This window comes from Psychrobacter sp. VH5 (assembly GCF_050572635.1).
Lineage (GTDB): Bacteria > Pseudomonadota > Gammaproteobacteria > Pseudomonadales > Moraxellaceae > Psychrobacter > Psychrobacter celer.
In genome coordinates, this window is the sequence record NZ_CP192145.1 from 615,060 (window position 1) to 631,542 (window position 16,483).

Genomic DNA, 16,483 nt, shown 5'->3' on the forward strand with positions numbered 1-16,483 from the left:
TTACACTACGGTTGTGTTACTGATGTTTTATGACACTTCATCGTATCATACCGACATGCAGTTGTGACGTCTACCCAAACTGACTGTCGCCAAAGTCAACGATATGACAGCAGCGTGTTAGCTGGCGTCAATCGCTGTTTGTGCCAGCTGCTCAGCCGGCAGATAGCCACCGATTTGCTGTCCAGACTCCGTAAAGATAGCTGGCGTACCGCGCACGCCCAATCTTGCGCCTAGTGCCATATGCGCTGCGACTGGGTTTTCGCAACTAGGCGCTTGCACGTTGGCACCCATTTTTGCTTGATTCATAGCGGCATGGCGATCTTGGCTGCACCATATTGCCTCCATTTTGGGTACCGATGCTTGGCTACGAGGCCACGCCAAATAACGCACTTCGATACCGCGCGCATTGATATCAGCCATCTCTTCATGCAGCTTGGTGCAATAAGGGCAGTCGGCATCGGTAAACGAGTAGACCACCGCTTTGGTCTCACCCTTGGCTGGGTAAATAATTAGCTCGTCTTTATCGACCGCTTGCAATGCTTTTTGGGCGGTATTGGCTACCAATGCGGCGCTGATATCGACCGGCGCGCCGTCACCGACCGCGATTATCTGACCTTGAATGATGTGCTTGCCCGACTTATCCGTAAAAAAAGACGGCAGCCCTTCAGCAGTCGCCCAATAGATACCGTCCATATCTGTTGGTACGGCTGAGAGGATAGTCTCCTCAATCCCCGAGGCTTTGAGGTTTTCTTGCAACGCGCTGACCACCGCTGCATCACTCTCTGCCGTTGCCGCCTTGGTATTTGCCTGAGTGCTATTGACCACACCGGTGTTGCTGGTGGCATCGGCGGCATTGTTTGAGCAGCCAGCAGCAATGGCGACCAATAACGCCCCCATCATAAAGCGTGATAGGCGGGTTTTGCGAAATCCAATGACAGCGTGGGCTTTTTGGGTGATGGAGGATGACATATAAGTTTCCTGTAGGCATTGCGCCTAATCATAAATGCGTCGGCATAAAACAAATAAACGCTATTGCGTGCAGTATGGGGCAACGTGAGAAAACTGCCGCCATCATGCCAGACTGTGATCGTGGATATAGCGCTTATCAATGAAAGTTAAAAGGTTCAATATAAAGGGGTTTTTCTCTCAAACGAGAAACGTCCCCACTTGATAATGCCGCTTATCTTAACATATTTATTTAGGGCTGATGATATCTAAGATGACGTCATCGCGGTGTTGAAAAACATAACGTTTATACACCTAAATTCAAAAAACAAGATACACTTGTACTATGTAATATCAAAGCTTGGCTAGTTACTATCAATGTTTAGCTACCGTGCTGAGCCACAACATCTGGTTATGATGTCTGATTGTGATGTTCGATCAGATAGTCTACTGCTAATGGCATTGTTTTTGCTAAAAAATTATATGAATTCTTTATATATGTCCCTTTAATAGTATTTATTTCAATGATTGCGCTAAGGAGCCCACATGGCAGGTGCCAGTTTATTAACCCTACTCGATGATATCAGTGTGATATTGGATGACGTCTCCGTCATGACCAAAGTCGCAGCCAAAAAAACCGCGGGGGTGCTGGGCGATGATTTGGCGCTAAACGCAGAGCAAGTCACAGGGGTCAAAGCCAACCGCGAGTTACCAGTGGTGTGGGCGGTCGCCAAAGGCTCTTTTGTCAATAAGCTAATATTAGTCCCAGCGGCACTTATTATTAGTGCTATTTACCCGCCTTTAGTGACATTTTTATTGATGTGTGGCGGGTTGTTTTTGGTTTATGAAGGTGCAGAAAAAGTCATTCATCGATTTTGGCCGCATGCTTTGCCGCATGATGAAGAGCAAAACGCTCGCCGGCAGGCCAATGCCGATGAAACCGTAGACTTAGTCGCCTTTGAAAAAGACAAAATCAAAGGGGCGATACGGACCGATTTTATTTTATCGGCTGAGATTATCGTCATTGCCCTAGGGTCGACAGCGAGCGCCACGTTATTGGAGCGTAGTCTGGTATTGTCCATTTTGGCAATTGGTATCACCATCGGTATTTATGGTTTGGTGGCAGGTATTGTCAAAATAGATGATGCAGGCCTACATCTGATGGAGCAAGAAAGTACGTTTAAACAAAAACTTGGAAAAGTGATGTTTGCCGCCGCGCCAAAACTGATGAAGTTTCTCTCTATCGCCGGTACTTTAGCGATGTTTTTGGTCGGTGGTGGTATTTTGGTACATGGCATTGGCTTTTTGCATCACGGTGTCGAGGACATCGCCCATTTGACGGGTATCTTTGAGAGCGTGACCACCGCTATTTTAAATGGAGTCATTGGTTTTATTATCGGTGCTATTATCGTTGGGATTTTTACTATCATTGGCAAAATGCGCGACGACGATACAAAGTCAGCGACGCACTAAGCTTGCATGAAAAGTACTAAACAGATAACGCATTACTCAGCAAAGTGAAGAAAAATAAAAGCCCCGATAGTGAACTATCGGGGCTTTTGAGTATCTATGCTTGTACTGTGTCTAATAATACAAGCGGTCTAATAGTACAAGCGACGGTGATTAACTGTCTGCTTGCTTATCGGCATCCTCAGCGTCTGTCTTTTCAGCTTGTGTCGGCTTTTTGTGCTCAGTCTTTGGCTTACGACTGCGCGCCTTAGGAACCTTTGGCGTGGTCAAGTTAAACATGCCAGTCTGTGGCAATAACTGCTCGGCCACATTTTCAATCATGTTTTTATAACTGGCGATCGTGGTTTTGGACTTGGCCGCTTGGCTGTCTTCCTTTTCTGCGCCTTTGTCTGCGTCTTTAGACGGCGCCTCTGACTCAGATGTATCGCTTTGCTGGGCGACTTCGCTGTCAGACTCAGCCGTCTTTGTGCGAGTATCGGCATTGTCAACATGGTCAGCTGATGGACTAGTAGCAGGCACCACGTTTTTATCGGCTTTTAGCAGCTGCTCACTTTCAGTGCTGACATCGTCTGCCTGTGCTTGATTGGCTAGAGCAGTCGCATCGATATCATGAGCGTCCACCTCGTCTGCCTGATAATCAGGATGTTGACCACGGGGGTCATTGCTAGCGCGTTTGCCGATCGCTCGCGGCGCGACTGCTGTTTTGCCTTGGTTGGTAGCAAATTGACTAACGGCCTGAGTCATCGCCTCAAAGTGCGCCAGATAGTCTGCCGCCAATGGCTGGTAGCCATAGTTGCTAAAGTCAAAGCCTCGAGCTTGAACGTCAGCAACTGGTTGCTGTGCTTGCGCGCTGTCAGCAGATTTTGCTTGCTCTGAGTGCGCTTCGATAGCCGCGATAAAGCAGCGGATCACACCGTCATTTTTTAGACGGCTTTCGGCATCGGTGAGTGCTTGACGCACAAAGTCACCAACGCTACCGCGCACCGTTGGTACAGGTGTTGCCGATTCTACCGCTGGCTGCACAGTGGACTGGGACTGTGCCTGCTGACGACGCACGACACGTGGGTCGTTACTGGCCTGTCCAAACTTCTGAGCGGTGACGTAACGGTCGGCAAACAAGGCATCATGCGTGAGCAAGGGTGCTGCGCTAACGTCCGCATCGGCTTTATCTGCAGTAGGGCTGCTTTCGGCACTCATGCTCTGTGTGCCTTTGGCAGTGGCGTGCGTCTTTTTTGCAGCGCTGCTATTTGCATTGCCGGTATCACGGTCATCTGTGTTTGCCGCGGTGTCCTGCGACTTGGTGGCAGTAGCGCGATCAGCCGGCGCTGAAGCTGGACGCGTAGCAGGGCTATTCGCAGCTGACGGCTCATCGGCGGTCGGCTGTTTAGCAGTTGCCTGCTCGTTAGCGGTTACTGGTTTGCTGTGCGCTGCTTTATCACCGCTGGTATCTGCCTGTGCCGTAGTGCCGTTTTTACCAGATTTCTCGACGCTTTGGCGATTTGCTGACTGCTTATCGGCAGGCGCTTTTTGCGCATTACCTTTGGCCGTAGTTGCTTGACCAGCGTCTTTTTTGCTCGCAGTGTCGTTTGCTGTACTGTCATTTGTTGAATGGGGCTTGTCAGCAGATGAGCGTTTGGCAGAGGCCGGCTTGCTATCATCTAAGGATAGGTGCACCACTTCTGGCGATTTTAGCATCGCTGGGGCTTCGTTGACCTGCAGTATGACCTCGTTTGGGTCTTGGTTACGGCGCGTGCTCGCGGCTTGTTTGCTGGTGTGTGCTTCGCCGTTTTTGCCAGAGGACTGCTTGACGCTATCAGAGGTAAGCGTCTCACCGCGTTCTAGCTTGCCGCGTGAGCCGCGTTGGCTGTGCGATTTGCGTTTATTGAGCGGCTGCTCGTCTGCTGCCTTACGCTCACCAGTATCGCGGCCGTTGTCTTGACGATTGTTGCGACTGCGCTCACTGCTACGTCTATTGTCTTGCTGACGTTTATTTGGCTGCTCGTTTGCGCTTTCGGCGGCATCTGAGCTGCTTTGGGTCTCAGCGCTTACGTTTTGGTTACTCTCGCTATTTTGCTCTTTGCGTTGACGCGGCTTAGCAGAGCGAGACTTACGTGATTTGCGTCTTCTTCTGTCGTCGTTGCTCTCTTCGTTTTTATTGTCTGAGCTGCGACGCGCTTGCTGGCGGTTGGCGCTGTCTGATTTGCCATCGGTGTGCTGCTCAGGGGCTTGCGAGTTTTGCTCGGTGCTCGCGGTACGGCTTTCGGCACTAAGCGCGCTGTTATCGATTTGACCAAAAGCGCCTAAGCTTTGTGCGCCAGTGTTGACCAAGGCTTCGATTGCCTCGGCAGCATCACGGCTGCTCACGGTAGGCGTGGTTGATGCTTGCGGTGCCTGAGCAAACAGGTTGGATAGCCAAGCAACGGCTTGCGGCTGGGCGGTGGTCACACTCGCTGATGGCGTGGCTGCTGGTTGAGGCTTATCCGCGTGCGGCGCGCGTGTCGCGGCCGCGGTGTTGGTGCTGTTGTTTTGACGACGATCGTTTTGATGACGGTCTTTTTGATGGCGTTCGGTTTGTTGTGCGCTGTTGTTTTGTGTTTGCGCAGGAGCGTTTGACGGTGTCTGGGCGCGGCCTTTGTTTTTCTGTGCTGCGCTTTTGTCGCTGTTCTGGCGCGGCTGACGCGTTGGCTGCTGTTCTGGGCGCTCATTTTCGGCCGTTTGCCAATCGACATCGTAGCCCAAATCGCTATGCTCTTGCTGCTGAGTATCAGTGATACGCTCGTAGCTGGATGGCGCAAAGCCATCGCGATTGAAGTGCAATTTGAAGTTCGGCGATTCTAAATGCGCGTGCGGCAAAATAGTAATACGCGTGCCGCTGTCTTGCTCCAGATAAACCAAGCTGTCACGTTTTTCATTTAACAAAAATGCCGCGATATCGGTCGGTACTTCGGCCTGTACTTCACCTTGACGCTCTTTTAGGGCGATCTGCTCGATCTGGCGCATGATTGACAATGACAATGAGCGCAAATCACGAATCATACCGTTGCCATGACAGCGCGGGCAGATATAGCCGGTTGATTCTTCAAGTGAGGGACGCAAGCGCTGACGGCTCATCTCCATCAAACCAAATTTAGAAATATCACCGAACTGCACACGGGCGCGGTCGTATTTGGTCGCATCAATCAGACGTTTTTCGACTTCTTTTTGATGCTTGTTGTCATTCATGTCAATAAAGTCAATGACAATCAAGCCGCCCATATCGCGCAGACGCAGTTGACGAGCGATTTCATCAGCGGCTTCTAAATTGGTGTGGTAGGCGGTTTCGGCGACATCTGAGCCTTTGGTTGACTTGGCGGAGTTGATATCGATAGAGACCAGCGCTTCGGTTTGATCAATGACGATAGAGCCACCTGAGGGCAAGCGCACTTCGCGCTGATAGGCTGTCTCGATTTGCTTTTCGATATTAAAGCGCGAAAACATCGGCTCATAATCGGTGTATTTGCGTAGTTTTTCGGCTTGTTTTGGCATGACAGCATCGATGAAGCTGGCCGCCTCAACGTACGCGTTTTCGTTATCGATCCAAATCTCAGCGATATCGTCACGCAGATAGTCACGCACGGCACGGGTGACGACACCAGCTTCTTGATGCACTAAGCGCGGTGATGGGTATTTTTTATTCTGTTCTTGGATGGCTTGCCAGATGTTGAGCAAGTGATTGAGATCGTGCTGCAAGTCTTCTTGAGTTTTACCGATACCAGCGGTGCGGATGATGACACTCATGCCTTTTGGCAAGTCAAGATTGCCTAGCATGCGCTTCATATCTTCACGCAGTTTGCCTGATATTTGGCGTGAGATACCGCCGCCACGAGGGTTGTTGGGCATCAATACCAAATAACGGCCAGCGAGTGATACATAAGTCGATAGGGCGGCGCCTTTGTTACCGCGCTCTTCTTTTTCGACCTGAACGATTAGCTCGTCGCCTTCTTTGATGAGCTTTTTGATGTTTTCATCACGTGGGTTGCCGCTTAGATACTCAGCAGAGATTTCACGAATCGGTAAAAAGCCTTGACGCTGTGAGCCGTATTCGACAAACACCGCTTCAAGCGATGGCTCGACACGGGTCACGTGGCCTTTATAAATATTGGATTTTTTTTGTTCGCGGGTGCGGTTTTCTAGATCAAAATCGTATAGATGGTTGCCTTTACAAAGGGCGACGCGAATCTCTTCGTTTTGAGTGGCGTTGATCAAAATGCGTTTCATATTTTATCCTATGAGTACGCATAATGACGACTAAGCTTGGACTTTAGGAGGTGCCGGCAAGTGCTGCAAATGGCGACATCGGCGGCAGATATGGTGACCGGAGAACATAAGCAATCAGCCTTAAGGACTGCTTTACGGTGATCTAAAGAGGCCAGCAATGTCAGACAAGCTATATCAAACAAGCTATGTCAAACCATGCAAACGCAGATTGTTCTAAACATCTATGCATCAGCGTCTTAGGTAAGTTTTTGGTCAGTGGTTTTTAGGGTCATTATGACCGCGCACTGTGTCAGAGTGGGCAAGCCTTAGCGACGGCTCTAAAAATACTGCTCCTAAAAAAGGCGCTGTGTTGTTGCTATGCATCCTCAAAGTCTAGCAATAATCGCTATCATCAATACTATTATAAAAAATAGCGCGATGCAGCATCTGTTAGATCAGGTAAAACAATGGGTCTTGCTTTATTTTTCGTTCTTTTGCGATTACGTCAATCATATCTTGGGCGTTTTGTTAGCTATGGTCGCATCAGTCATCGGCGGGGCGTACTTGGCAAACAGAGTAAATGACCGGCTTATCGGCACGGTTTGTGTCTATGTCTTTATTGTCATCTGTTTGACCACCGATACTAAGGCGGCTATCGATATCTGTCTCGATGCTAAGGTAAAACGTCCCATACTTGCTCGGCTGCCTCACATAAAAGACATTGATAATGTGTTATCAAAAACAGTCGTGATTATGCGGGTAGTAAATCAGTGTTATGGGGTAAATGGTCAATAAATAGGCGTTTTGCCAGTATTATTCACGCAATGGTATTTTGTATCACTATCAGTTCTATCATACAAATAGCCATGCGGTAAAGAAACTTGCTTTTATCAAAAAAGAAGCATTCATGCCGCGTTTACAATTTATGGGGCGGTCTGAGAAGCGACGTCTATAAAAACAGCTTTACTCAGTTTATGCACCCTAAAATCAGATGAGACGGCCATCTTGGCAGAGGCATCGCTAACCGCGCTTGGGCAATCACTCATAAAGCCGTGATTGGCAAAATAGCGTTAGGCAATCTTTTGCAATAATGATTATTGCGCAGCTTCTGCTTAATTGGCGCTCAACATGCTAAACTATAGCAAATCTTTGTGTAAATACCTAACGAAAAATGACAAACTCAAAAACGACCGATGACGCGCCGATACACGAAGCGCCTGCTATTTTCAATAGCAAAACACGCCCGCAAAGCGCTGACGACGAAATCAGCAACTTTGCCAGAGTCAATTACCTAGAGGTAACGCGCCATCAGCATGACCAGCGTTTGGATAATTTTTTGCTCAATCGCCTAAAGGGTCTGCCAAAATCGCACATCTACAAGATGATTCGCTCGGATGAAGTACGTGTCAATAATAAACGCTGTAAAGCGCATGATAGAGTCCAGCGTGAAGACGTCGTGCGTATCGCGCCCATTCAGCTGGCGACGCGCGAAAAGCCCATCATCAGCACCGAGTTTGCCAATAGCTTGCTGGCACGAGTGGTGTATGAAGATGAGGGGATGTTGGTGCTAAACAAGCCTTCGGGCATTGCGGTGCATGGTGGTAGCGGGTTGGATTTTGGTGTCATCGAGGCCATGCGTGAAGTCACTGGCAAAAAATATCTGGAGCTGGTGCACCGTATCGACAAGGATACCTCAGGCTTGCTGATGATCTCTAAAAAACGCTCAACGCTAAAAGCCTTGCAGCAGCATCTGGTGGATAAAACCATCCAAAAGCACTATCTGTGTATCGCCAAAGGCCAGCCTGTGATGGGTGAGCAACGTATCGATGCGCCATTGTTACGCTATACACTTGCTAATGGTGAGCGCCGTGTCAAGGTAGATAGCCAAGACCCGCAAGCCAAAGACAGCCAGACGGACATTATCATTCATGAGCGTTTTATGCTGGCCGATCAGCCTGTGAGCTTGATTGAAGCCAAGCCGCTCACTGGGCGTACCCATCAGATTCGTGTACACTTAGCGCATATCGGTCACGCTATCTTGGGCGATGATAAATATAACGTGCACGACAAATCAGGCGTCCATCGTCTGTGCTTGCACGCGTGGCGTTTGGATATCCCAGGTTATAAGAGTATCACCGCGCCGCTGCCAGAAGACATGGCCGACTGGCTGCCAGAGCAGAGCACACTGCCTGATTAGTATTGTCTCATTAATGTTATCCCACTCTCGCGTATGATGACAGTGTATTTATCTTACTTGTGACTGTTCAACACGACGCGCTAAGGACGGACGATAAAGTCGAATACGTGCGCTAAACGTCACGCTCGCTTATTTTTGATAAGTCGCCGTGACGTTTTTGTATTGACACTTGCCATTTATCGTCGTTATTCATAGTCTTTATTCATAAAAGCCATCAAGTCACACGTCAGCTTATCAAGTTTTAAAGGTCGTCAAGTCTTAACAGTCATCAAGGTTTATTTATGAGTCCACAATCTGCTGCCAGTATTGCTATTGCCGAAGCCAGCTCTCACGTATCCAACCCGCATAATCTGGCCGATAAGACGCTGATTATTTTTGATTGGGACGGCACCTTGATGGATTCGGTGGGTTTAATCGTGGAGGCCATGCATGTGGCAGGGGAGGCGCACGGGTTTCAAACGACAGATAAGGCTGTGCAAGATATTATCGGTCTTAGCCTGATGAATGGCATTGATATTTTATATCCGCAGGCCAGCGATTTACAAAAGCAGGGCATTCAGCAAAGCTATGCTGAATACTATATCGCCAATAGCCACCGCACGCCGCTGTTTGCTCCGATAGAAAGCATGCTACAAACGCTACAGCGTCAAGGCAAACAGCTGGCCGTGGCCACAGGCAAAAAACGAAAAGGTCTAGATCGGGTGCTTGCAGCCTCGAGCAGTCATCAGTATTTTGTGATGACCCGCTGTGCTGATGAAGCAGGCTCAAAACCTGATCCGCAGATGCTCATTGATATATTACAGGCTACTCAGCAGGGTATCGCCGACGCTGTTTTTGTCGGTGATAGCGTCTATGATATCGCGACGGCGACGCAGCTGGGTATGAGTAGTATTGCGGTCAATTATGGTACAGCATCAGCGGCAGAGCTTGCCGCACAGCAGCCTACCTATCAGGTTGAGACGCCGCAAGCATTAATGGCGCTATTATGTGGCGAGGGCGTGTCTTCAAGTCACTCGCTATAGTCAGTTGAAAATACAACTGGTATATAAATTTAAACGCGCTACTGGTATAAATTTTACTTGCGTGCTGCGTTCCCAGAGGCTGCGCAACCTACATTTAAAAACAGCATCCCAGTAACGCTATGACATTTTTAGAGTGTATCGACTATATTTTCCTTGTTTGACCGCCATTCATCTTATCTTTATCACTATTTTTGAAATAAAGACATGCCCTAGGACGCCGCTCTATCCGCGTGGCGCAGCTTATTTAGCACCGTCTTTTGCATCATTCTCTTCTACAGATGTCGTCGGCTCGCCATCTTGAGCGTCGGCAGACTCACTCAGGCTGGTTTCAATGATTTTATCGCCATCGAGCTGATACTCATACCATTTGCCCATCACGCCAGCCAGCTCCTCTAACCCTTCTTTGCGCAAGGCAGAAAACAGCTGAATGCTACAGTTTAACCCCAGTTTTTTTAGTCTTTTTCGGGTATTGAGCAGGGCGTTTTTGGCGGCGCCGTATTTTAGCTTGTCCGCTTTGGTAAGCAAAATGTGTACGGGCAAATCTCCATCTTTGGCCCAATGCAGCATTTGCTCATCAAAAAACTTAAGCGGATGACGGATGTCTGTCATCAACACCAGCCCTGCAAGGCTTGAGCGCGATACCAAATATTCTTCTAGCTCAACCTGCCATTCTTTTTTCATCTCTAAAGGGACAGCGGCATAGCCATAACCTGGTAAGTCGACCAGTCGTCTGTCGCTATCACCGACGCTAAAAAAGTTGATCATTTGCGTACGACCAGGGGTTTTGGACGAGCGTGCCAGTTGGCGCTGGTTGGTCAGCGCGTTGATGGCAGAGGATTTGCCCGCGTTTGAACGGCCTGCGAAGGCGACCTCTAAGCCCATATCGGCAGGACAAAGGCGAAAAGTCGGCGCTGACATCATAAAGGCGGTTTGTTGAATTTTTTGACGAGACTTGCTGTTAAATAAGGCTTGGTCGGTGGCGGCATCGGTAAACGGGGTGCTCATAAGTGACTCATTAATCTTAAAAAATTGAATACAGTGGTAAGGCGTTGCGTCGTTTAGACCAGCGAGAGGCGACAGTAGGGCATAAGCGTCACATAACGTTTATAGCAGTCGGCATGGCAGACGACTTGATAATTGCTTATTTTATACTATTCGTCCGCTTACTTATTGAAATAACGGCAATTAATATCATATAAATATCACAGGCCCTCATATATCGCAGGCTATCATGGTAGTAACACCAGTCATCATTAGGTTACCAAAGCCAAACTATATTTATCTGTATTTATATGACATACATTGTTACAATATTTGCTAAGAGATAGTTAGCGACACACGTTTAATCAAAAAATAGACTAAACGAATGTCATATCCAAAGGAGGTGTTCAATGTTTTCAATCACCACACTTTTTGACCGTGCTCAGCGTTTACTCATAAGCGGCGCGGCGGCACTCATCTTAAGCAGCACGATGATAACGGGCGCTGCTGCTGATATCGTAGCGACCTATAATAACTCATGTGCAGCCTGTCACGATAGTGGCGCACTCAATGCCATCAAAAAAGGCGACAGCGCCAAATGGCAGCAGCTCATCAAACAAAAGAGCATGCCGACCTTGATAAACTCAGTAAAAAGTGGCATGACGCAGATGCCAGCGGGTGGACTCTGTGACAGCTGCAGTGATGATGATTACCGTCAGCTGATCGAGTATATGAGCAAATAATCAGTAGAAAATCAATGAGTCATGCCATCTAAAGCGCTGGGTTTTATTGCCCGAAAGCGCTTTTATTTTTTTGCAAGCAGCATAATAAGCCGATTAGAAAAACTGGTGGATGTGACGATTAAGTAGGCAAATGCTACAAAGTCTTGCTATAATAATCGAAAATAAACCCTGATGTTAGTAAGTACTTTCAGATTGCTTGTGGCCAAGACCTTAAATTATATACTTGCCTCGCTGATTATAGGGCGGTCGGTATCAGGTATCTTATCAGTACAATCACTCTAAATAATGCTTACACCGAGTTAGTAGGATTTGTATCAATGAAAAAGTTAATCGCTGCTGCCAGCTTATGCGTTGCAAGTTTCAGCGTACAAGCTGCTATTATTGTTCCTGAGCATGATGTCGATGCAGGCAAGAAAATTGCAGAGACCGTCTGCGCTGCTTGTCACGGTGTTAATGGTGTTAGCGTTGTCCCTGCGCAGCCTAACTTGGGTGGCCAAAACGTAAAATACCTCTATAAGCAGTTGGTCGAGTTTAAAACAGGCTATCGTAAGAATGGCATCATGCAGTCGCAAGTCGCCAACTTATCTCAGCAAGACCTAGCCAACGTGGCAGGTTATTATGCCAGCCAAGCTCCTTGGGGTGTCGGTTTTGGTAATCCTGCGACCAACCAAGAGGCCACCAAACTCTATTTGGGTGGTGATAAGTCGCGCGGCGTGATCGGCTGTGCAGGCTGTCATGGTCCAGATGCCGCTGGTAACGAGTGGGCAGCATTTCCGCGCTTAGGTGGCCAGCATGCCGAGTATATCTCAACTCAGCTAAAACTGTTCCGCGCCGCAGGCCGCGCCGATGATATCGATAGCGATGATCAAAAACGTATCAACGACGCTGCCAAAGAAGGCGAGATGGGTATGATGCAGACGGTAGCATCGAAGCTATCAGATCGTGATATTCGTATCCTATCAGACTATATCAGTGCCGTTCACTAATTTGTAGCAATCACGGCACAGGCCACAGAGCGCGGTTGTCCGTTGATTTGATAATGAGTTCCTGATAGCCAGTTGTTATTATGTGATAATGAAGCATTGTTTATTGATTAAACCCCGATTTCGGGGTTTTTTTATCATCCAGCGCCGTAAAACCACGTCCTTCTAGGGCGTGGATATCAGGCGTCAGCCATTGTCGCCCAGTATGGCGAACCCCTTGATACCCAAACCCATTAATATCATAATTATTCCATGAAAACGCTCAAGCTACGCATCAAAGACAAACACGCCACTCAGCTCAATATCTTGGCTGGGTCGGTCAACTTTGTCTGGAATTATGTTAATGAGCTAAGTTTTAAACATCTTAAGCGCACAGGCAGATTCTTTTCAGCTTATGATTTGGCCGCTTATACCAAAGGCAGTGGCGAGTATTTAAACTTGCACAGCCAAACCTTGCAAGCGATTAGTGAGGTTCACGCTAAATCCCGTAAACAGTTTAACAAAGCCAAACTCAACTGGCGTACCAATAATCCTAAAGCCAAGAGAAGAAGTTTGGGCTGGATTCCTTTTAAAAAGACCGCGATTAAGCATATCAGTACACGCCAAAGCGGTAAAAAGTCTTTAAAAAGCACCCTGCAATTTAGCTTAGCTAACCGCCAAAAGCTCACAATAGACCTATGGGATAGCTATAACCTCTCGCTCTACAACATCAACACCTGTGAGCTGGTACAAGATGCACGAGGCAGATGGTATGCCTGTATCACCGTTAAAGAATTTCCAAAGACTAAGTGCGGCACGGGCCAAGTCGGTATCGATCTAGGCTGCAAGGATTCAGCGGTCAGTAGTAATGGCGATGTTCTAACCACTAAGCTGACCCATCAATACGCTAAAAAACTGGCCACCGCCCAACGTGCTAAAAACAAAAAGCGGGTTAAGGCGATTCACGCCAAGATTAAAAACACCCGTCAAGATCTGATCCATAAATTCACATCAAAGCTTGTTAAAGCCAACAGCCTAATCGTTGTTGGAAAGATTAAATCAACATCATTCACTTCATCCAAACTGGCCAAATCCGTCTATGACGCGGGTTGGTTTGAGATTAAGCGGCAACTGGATTACAAATGCGCGAACGCAGGTTGCCACTATATCGAAGTCAATGAAGCGTACAGCACCCAAACCTGCTCGTGTTGCGGCTCCCGCCAAGACAGTCCGAAAGGTAGAGAAGGTTTTGGTATAAGAGTATGGTTTTGTCGTTCTTGTAAAACGACCCATAACAGAGATGTTAATGGAGCGAAAAACATTCTCGTGGTCGGGCTTGGCCGTCTTTAGTAGGAATCCCCGTCCTTTAGGTCGGGGAGGAAGTCAAAACTGCTACTCCCTTATATTATCACTATCATGACCTTATAAAGATAAAACCCCTCATAGGGGCTTATCTTTATAAAGTCATGATGTGGTATCGTGATAAATTATTGTTCCTTACTTAAGCGCGTGTCGTCAATGAGCCTGTTGCGATCGATTGTAGGCTTACTATCATGAAAGTTTGCCTGTTTAAAGCTTCGTTGTTTTAAGGTTTGTTGTTGCAAACTCAGTGTTTTGCACCTTAGCTATATAGTCAATGACATAAACGATGACACGCCCTAGCTCATTTGGATTTAGATTATGATGATCCGTTATGCTTCTTACTTCATTGCTGCCTTGCTGCCGTTACTGTTGTTTCGCTGGTTTGCCCCTGCTTCAGTCGGTGAGATAGATTTTTGGCTATTGTGGCTGCTGGCGATGGTATTGGTATCGCTACCTGTGGTGTATGCAGAGATAGCACTGGCGTATCGGAGCGTCGATGCGCCACTGGCTGGTATGCAAAAGCTGACCCGCGAGGCGGATGCCAGTCCGATATGGCGCAGTTTTGGTTGGCTTGCGGCGCTGGTGTCGATTGTCATCGCTGCGCTGGTCATCTCGGGCGCTAGTACAGGTATCTTGGCGGCTTTGACGGCGCTTGATAGCGCGCCTGCGCTACCGAGCTTTGCAATGGCGGCAGGTCTGATGGTCATCGCTGTATTGCTGAGCCTAGTGGGTGTCGCGCCGTTACCGATTGGTCTGGGGCTGATGGTTGCGGGGCTACTGCTGGGTGCGGTCAATGGGCTGCCAAATATTGACTTTGCCATGACAGAGGTGAGCTTAGGCGAGTGGGCGCGTGCGGTTGCCTTGGCGCTGGTCAGTGTGGGGGCGGGTACGGGGCTGTATTGGTTCGGTCAAAGCTTGGCCAGCAAGCAGTCAGTGACCGCCGTCGGTGTGGACAATCACAACGCCCAAAAACCTGCTCGTAGCCGTCTGGCCGCTGGGCCACGTGCGACCAAGCTGGTGCTACCGATTTGGATACTGCAACTGCTAGTCGGGATGATGGCTTTGTTTGTCAGTGGCATGGCATTGCCGCCTATCGCTCAGCTATTGTATTGGGTAGGGGTGCTATTCGTTGCCAGTTATTTGCTACACTATAGTACCCAGCAGCTGGCGCATAAGTTTGGGCTGGTGGTGAGCTTGGTGATCACTTTGGTGGTGGCATTGGCGCTGGTCGTTGTGATTCCTGCCACTTGGTTGGTCGGTATCTTAGTCATTATCAGTAGTATCGCGGTGCTGCTCCTATCGATATTTGCTGGCTGGCAAATGAAAATCAGTCATTTGCGCAAGTCGCTTAATTTCGGTAGTGAAGGGTTTTATAACTTGTGGCGCGTGGCGATACGGTTGGTGGTACCACTGGCTCTGATATTGGCATTACTGGGTTGGGTGCTACAGTGGCTGAGCTAAATAGCGACGCTATCACCGTATATCTGGCCTATGCCGAGGATGCCACGCGTCAGCACTACAAGTCACTACAGGTGCGCCCTGATACCACGCTGTATGAAGCGCTATCGCAAGCAGGGTGGCTGACGCAGTTTGCCGCTTTGGCCGCGTGGTGCGAGGAGATGGCGGAGGTGGCAACCCCAATGGCAAAGCGCTGGCATGTGGGTGTCTATGCAAAAAAACAGCCGCTTAGCTATCGCTTGCAGCCTTTTGATCGTATCGAAGTCTATCGTAGTTTGAGCGCTGATCCGATGTCTCAGCGCAAAAACAAATCACGAAGCTAGCGGCTTGTCAGCCCTCACGTTACGACGCAGGCAAGCTCTCTATACCCTCGATGCGGCTGACCAAACCATTATCATCAAAGTAGACAATCAGGTGCTGGCTGGCATTTTTGACATCAGCAATGCCTTGGCGTTGGCCTTCAGTGCCCGCTTGATAGTCGTAGATATAGTCCCAGCGCTTTGGCTCTAGGGTATCTTTAATCGCAGGACTGCCGAGGATGTATAGCACTTGGTTTTGGTTCATACCCACTTGCAGCTTTTGTGCTTGAGCTTGGGTGATGGCAGTGCCTTGTGGTAAATCAATCTTATAAACACTCAGTAAAGAGCAGCCGGACATCGCGACGGTAGCGCTGAGCATACTGGTTAGAATAATGTTACGTAATGCGCGTGCAGGGCTGAACGGACGAAAAGTTAATGTCTTTATCATGGTAAGATGACTCATAAGAAATGGGTTAGGTGCGGCCACCATCAATGCTAAGGTGTCTGGCCGACTATCTTGAACAAATGATACGTCATTTACTTGCAATTGCCTACCACTTACGACATTATTTACCAAACGCTACCAAGGTGATTTGGTTATTTGTTTTTTAAATTCATAGACTTGCATTGATATTTTCGGCGAAATGATAGACCATATAGGCGTTAAAGATAAGCAAGGGTCGTACGCGAGATATCAATGAATTGCAAAAGGCATGTTTGGCATGTCTTAGATAAAACACGCTTTATAAAGTAATTTATTAGCTTATCTACCTCCTATTTTTTGGTTCTTTATTTGCTAAGACTGTCA

General features: G+C 48.2%; 12 protein-coding genes and 1 pseudogene. 9 read left to right on the forward strand and 4 right to left on the reverse strand.

Annotation, left to right across the window (positions count from 1 at the left end; genetic code table 11):
* Positions 1–117: 117 nt before the first annotated feature.
* Complete coding sequence (locus tag ACNFVB_RS02680) at positions 118–969, reverse strand: DsbC family protein (protein ID WP_430738014.1); 852 nt, start codon at positions 967–969, stop codon at positions 118–120.
* Positions 970–1,491: 522 nt separating this feature from the next.
* Here ACNFVB_RS02680 and ACNFVB_RS02685 point away from each other — a divergent pair.
* The gene (locus ACNFVB_RS02685; RefSeq protein ID WP_430738015.1) at positions 1,492–2,418 is read left to right on the forward strand and encodes a DUF808 domain-containing protein; all 927 of its coding nucleotides are present in this window, start codon (positions 1,492–1,494) and stop codon (positions 2,416–2,418) included.
* 150 nt (positions 2,419–2,568) lie between these two features.
* On the opposite strand, the gene ACNFVB_RS02690 is transcribed toward ACNFVB_RS02685, so the two are convergent.
* On the reverse strand, positions 2,569–6,672 hold the full coding sequence (locus ACNFVB_RS02690) for an Rne/Rng family ribonuclease (RefSeq protein ID WP_430738016.1): 4,104 nt from the start codon (positions 6,670–6,672) through the stop codon (positions 2,569–2,571).
* A 513-nt stretch (positions 6,673–7,185) separates the two neighbouring features.
* On the opposite strand from ACNFVB_RS02690, the gene ACNFVB_RS02695 reads away from it, so the two are divergent.
* The 3 genes from ACNFVB_RS02695 (at position 7,186) to ACNFVB_RS02705 (ending at position 9,870) form a co-directional block, all read left to right on the forward strand.
* The gene (locus tag ACNFVB_RS02695) at positions 7,186–7,446 is read left to right on the forward strand and encodes a hypothetical protein (protein WP_430738017.1); all 261 of its coding nucleotides are present in this window, start codon (positions 7,186–7,188) and stop codon (positions 7,444–7,446) included.
* Between the two features lie 376 nt (positions 7,447–7,822).
* The gene (locus ACNFVB_RS02700) at positions 7,823–8,848 is read left to right on the forward strand and encodes an RluA family pseudouridine synthase (RefSeq protein ID WP_075101779.1); all 1,026 of its coding nucleotides are present in this window, start codon (positions 7,823–7,825) and stop codon (positions 8,846–8,848) included.
* Between the two features lie 281 nt (positions 8,849–9,129).
* Positions 9,130–9,870: an HAD family hydrolase gene (locus ACNFVB_RS02705; RefSeq protein ID WP_430738018.1), complete on the forward strand. Its 741-nt coding sequence runs from the start codon at positions 9,130–9,132 to the stop codon at positions 9,868–9,870.
* 240 nt (positions 9,871–10,110) lie between these two features.
* Here the strand turns inward: ACNFVB_RS02705 and yihA are convergent, their stop codons facing one another.
* Positions 10,111–10,875: a ribosome biogenesis GTP-binding protein YihA/YsxC gene (gene yihA / locus ACNFVB_RS02710; RefSeq protein WP_430738019.1), complete on the reverse strand. Its 765-nt coding sequence runs from the start codon at positions 10,873–10,875 to the stop codon at positions 10,111–10,113.
* Positions 10,876–11,261: 386 nt separating this feature from the next.
* Between yihA and ACNFVB_RS02715 the strand changes: the two genes are divergently transcribed.
* From ACNFVB_RS02715 to ACNFVB_RS02735, 5 genes and pseudogenes are all read left to right on the forward strand, one after another.
* Positions 11,262–11,594: a c-type cytochrome gene (locus ACNFVB_RS02715; RefSeq protein ID WP_430738020.1), complete on the forward strand. Its 333-nt coding sequence runs from the start codon at positions 11,262–11,264 to the stop codon at positions 11,592–11,594.
* A gap of 317 nt (positions 11,595–11,911) precedes the next feature.
* Positions 11,912–12,580: a c-type cytochrome gene (locus ACNFVB_RS02720; RefSeq protein WP_201584170.1), complete on the forward strand. Its 669-nt coding sequence runs from the start codon at positions 11,912–11,914 to the stop codon at positions 12,578–12,580.
* Positions 12,581–12,829: 249 nt separating this feature from the next.
* A pseudogene (locus ACNFVB_RS02725) lies at positions 12,830–13,926 on the forward strand (RNA-guided endonuclease InsQ/TnpB family protein).
* A gap of 310 nt (positions 13,927–14,236) precedes the next feature.
* Complete coding sequence (locus ACNFVB_RS02730) at positions 14,237–15,379, forward strand: hypothetical protein (RefSeq protein ID WP_430738021.1); 1,143 nt, start codon at positions 14,237–14,239, stop codon at positions 15,377–15,379.
* Positions 15,367–15,699 carry an RnfH family protein gene (locus ACNFVB_RS02735; protein WP_430738022.1) on the forward strand — a complete coding sequence of 111 codons (333 nt, stop codon included), beginning with the start codon at positions 15,367–15,369 and terminating at the stop codon, positions 15,697–15,699. Before ACNFVB_RS02730 ends, ACNFVB_RS02735 begins: the two co-directional genes overlap by 13 nt.
* Positions 15,700–15,718: 19 nt before the next feature.
* Here the strand turns inward: ACNFVB_RS02735 and ACNFVB_RS02740 are convergent, their stop codons facing one another.
* Positions 15,719–16,138 carry an outer membrane protein assembly factor BamE gene (locus tag ACNFVB_RS02740; RefSeq protein WP_083608584.1) on the reverse strand — a complete coding sequence of 140 codons (420 nt, stop codon included), beginning with the start codon at positions 16,136–16,138 and terminating at the stop codon, positions 15,719–15,721.
* Between the last annotated feature and the right edge of the window lie 345 nt (positions 16,139–16,483).

Excerpts from the sequence above, each read along its gene's own strand:
- ACNFVB_RS02700 (WP_075101779.1), top strand. The coding sequence starts at position 7,823 with ATGACAAACTCAAAAACGACCGATGACGCGCCGATACACGAAGCGCCT.
- ACNFVB_RS02740 (WP_083608584.1), bottom strand. The coding sequence starts at position 16,138 with ATGAGTCATCTTACCATGATAAAGACATTAACTTTTCGTCCGTTCAGC.
- ACNFVB_RS02715 (WP_430738020.1), top strand. The coding sequence starts at position 11,262 with ATGTTTTCAATCACCACACTTTTTGACCGTGCTCAGCGTTTACTCATA.
- ACNFVB_RS02730 (WP_430738021.1), top strand. The coding sequence starts at position 14,237 with ATGATGATCCGTTATGCTTCTTACTTCATTGCTGCCTTGCTGCCGTTA.
- ACNFVB_RS02705 (WP_430738018.1), top strand. The coding sequence starts at position 9,130 with ATGAGTCCACAATCTGCTGCCAGTATTGCTATTGCCGAAGCCAGCTCT.
- ACNFVB_RS02690 (WP_430738016.1), bottom strand. The coding sequence starts at position 6,672 with ATGAAACGCATTTTGATCAACGCCACTCAAAACGAAGAGATTCGCGTC.
- ACNFVB_RS02685 (WP_430738015.1), top strand. The coding sequence starts at position 1,492 with ATGGCAGGTGCCAGTTTATTAACCCTACTCGATGATATCAGTGTGATA.
- ACNFVB_RS02695 (WP_430738017.1), top strand. The coding sequence starts at position 7,186 with ATGGTCGCATCAGTCATCGGCGGGGCGTACTTGGCAAACAGAGTAAAT.
- ACNFVB_RS02680 (WP_430738014.1), bottom strand. The coding sequence starts at position 969 with ATGTCATCCTCCATCACCCAAAAAGCCCACGCTGTCATTGGATTTCGC.
- ACNFVB_RS02720 (WP_201584170.1), top strand. The coding sequence starts at position 11,912 with ATGAAAAAGTTAATCGCTGCTGCCAGCTTATGCGTTGCAAGTTTCAGC.
- yihA (WP_430738019.1), bottom strand. The coding sequence starts at position 10,875 with ATGAGCACCCCGTTTACCGATGCCGCCACCGACCAAGCCTTATTTAAC.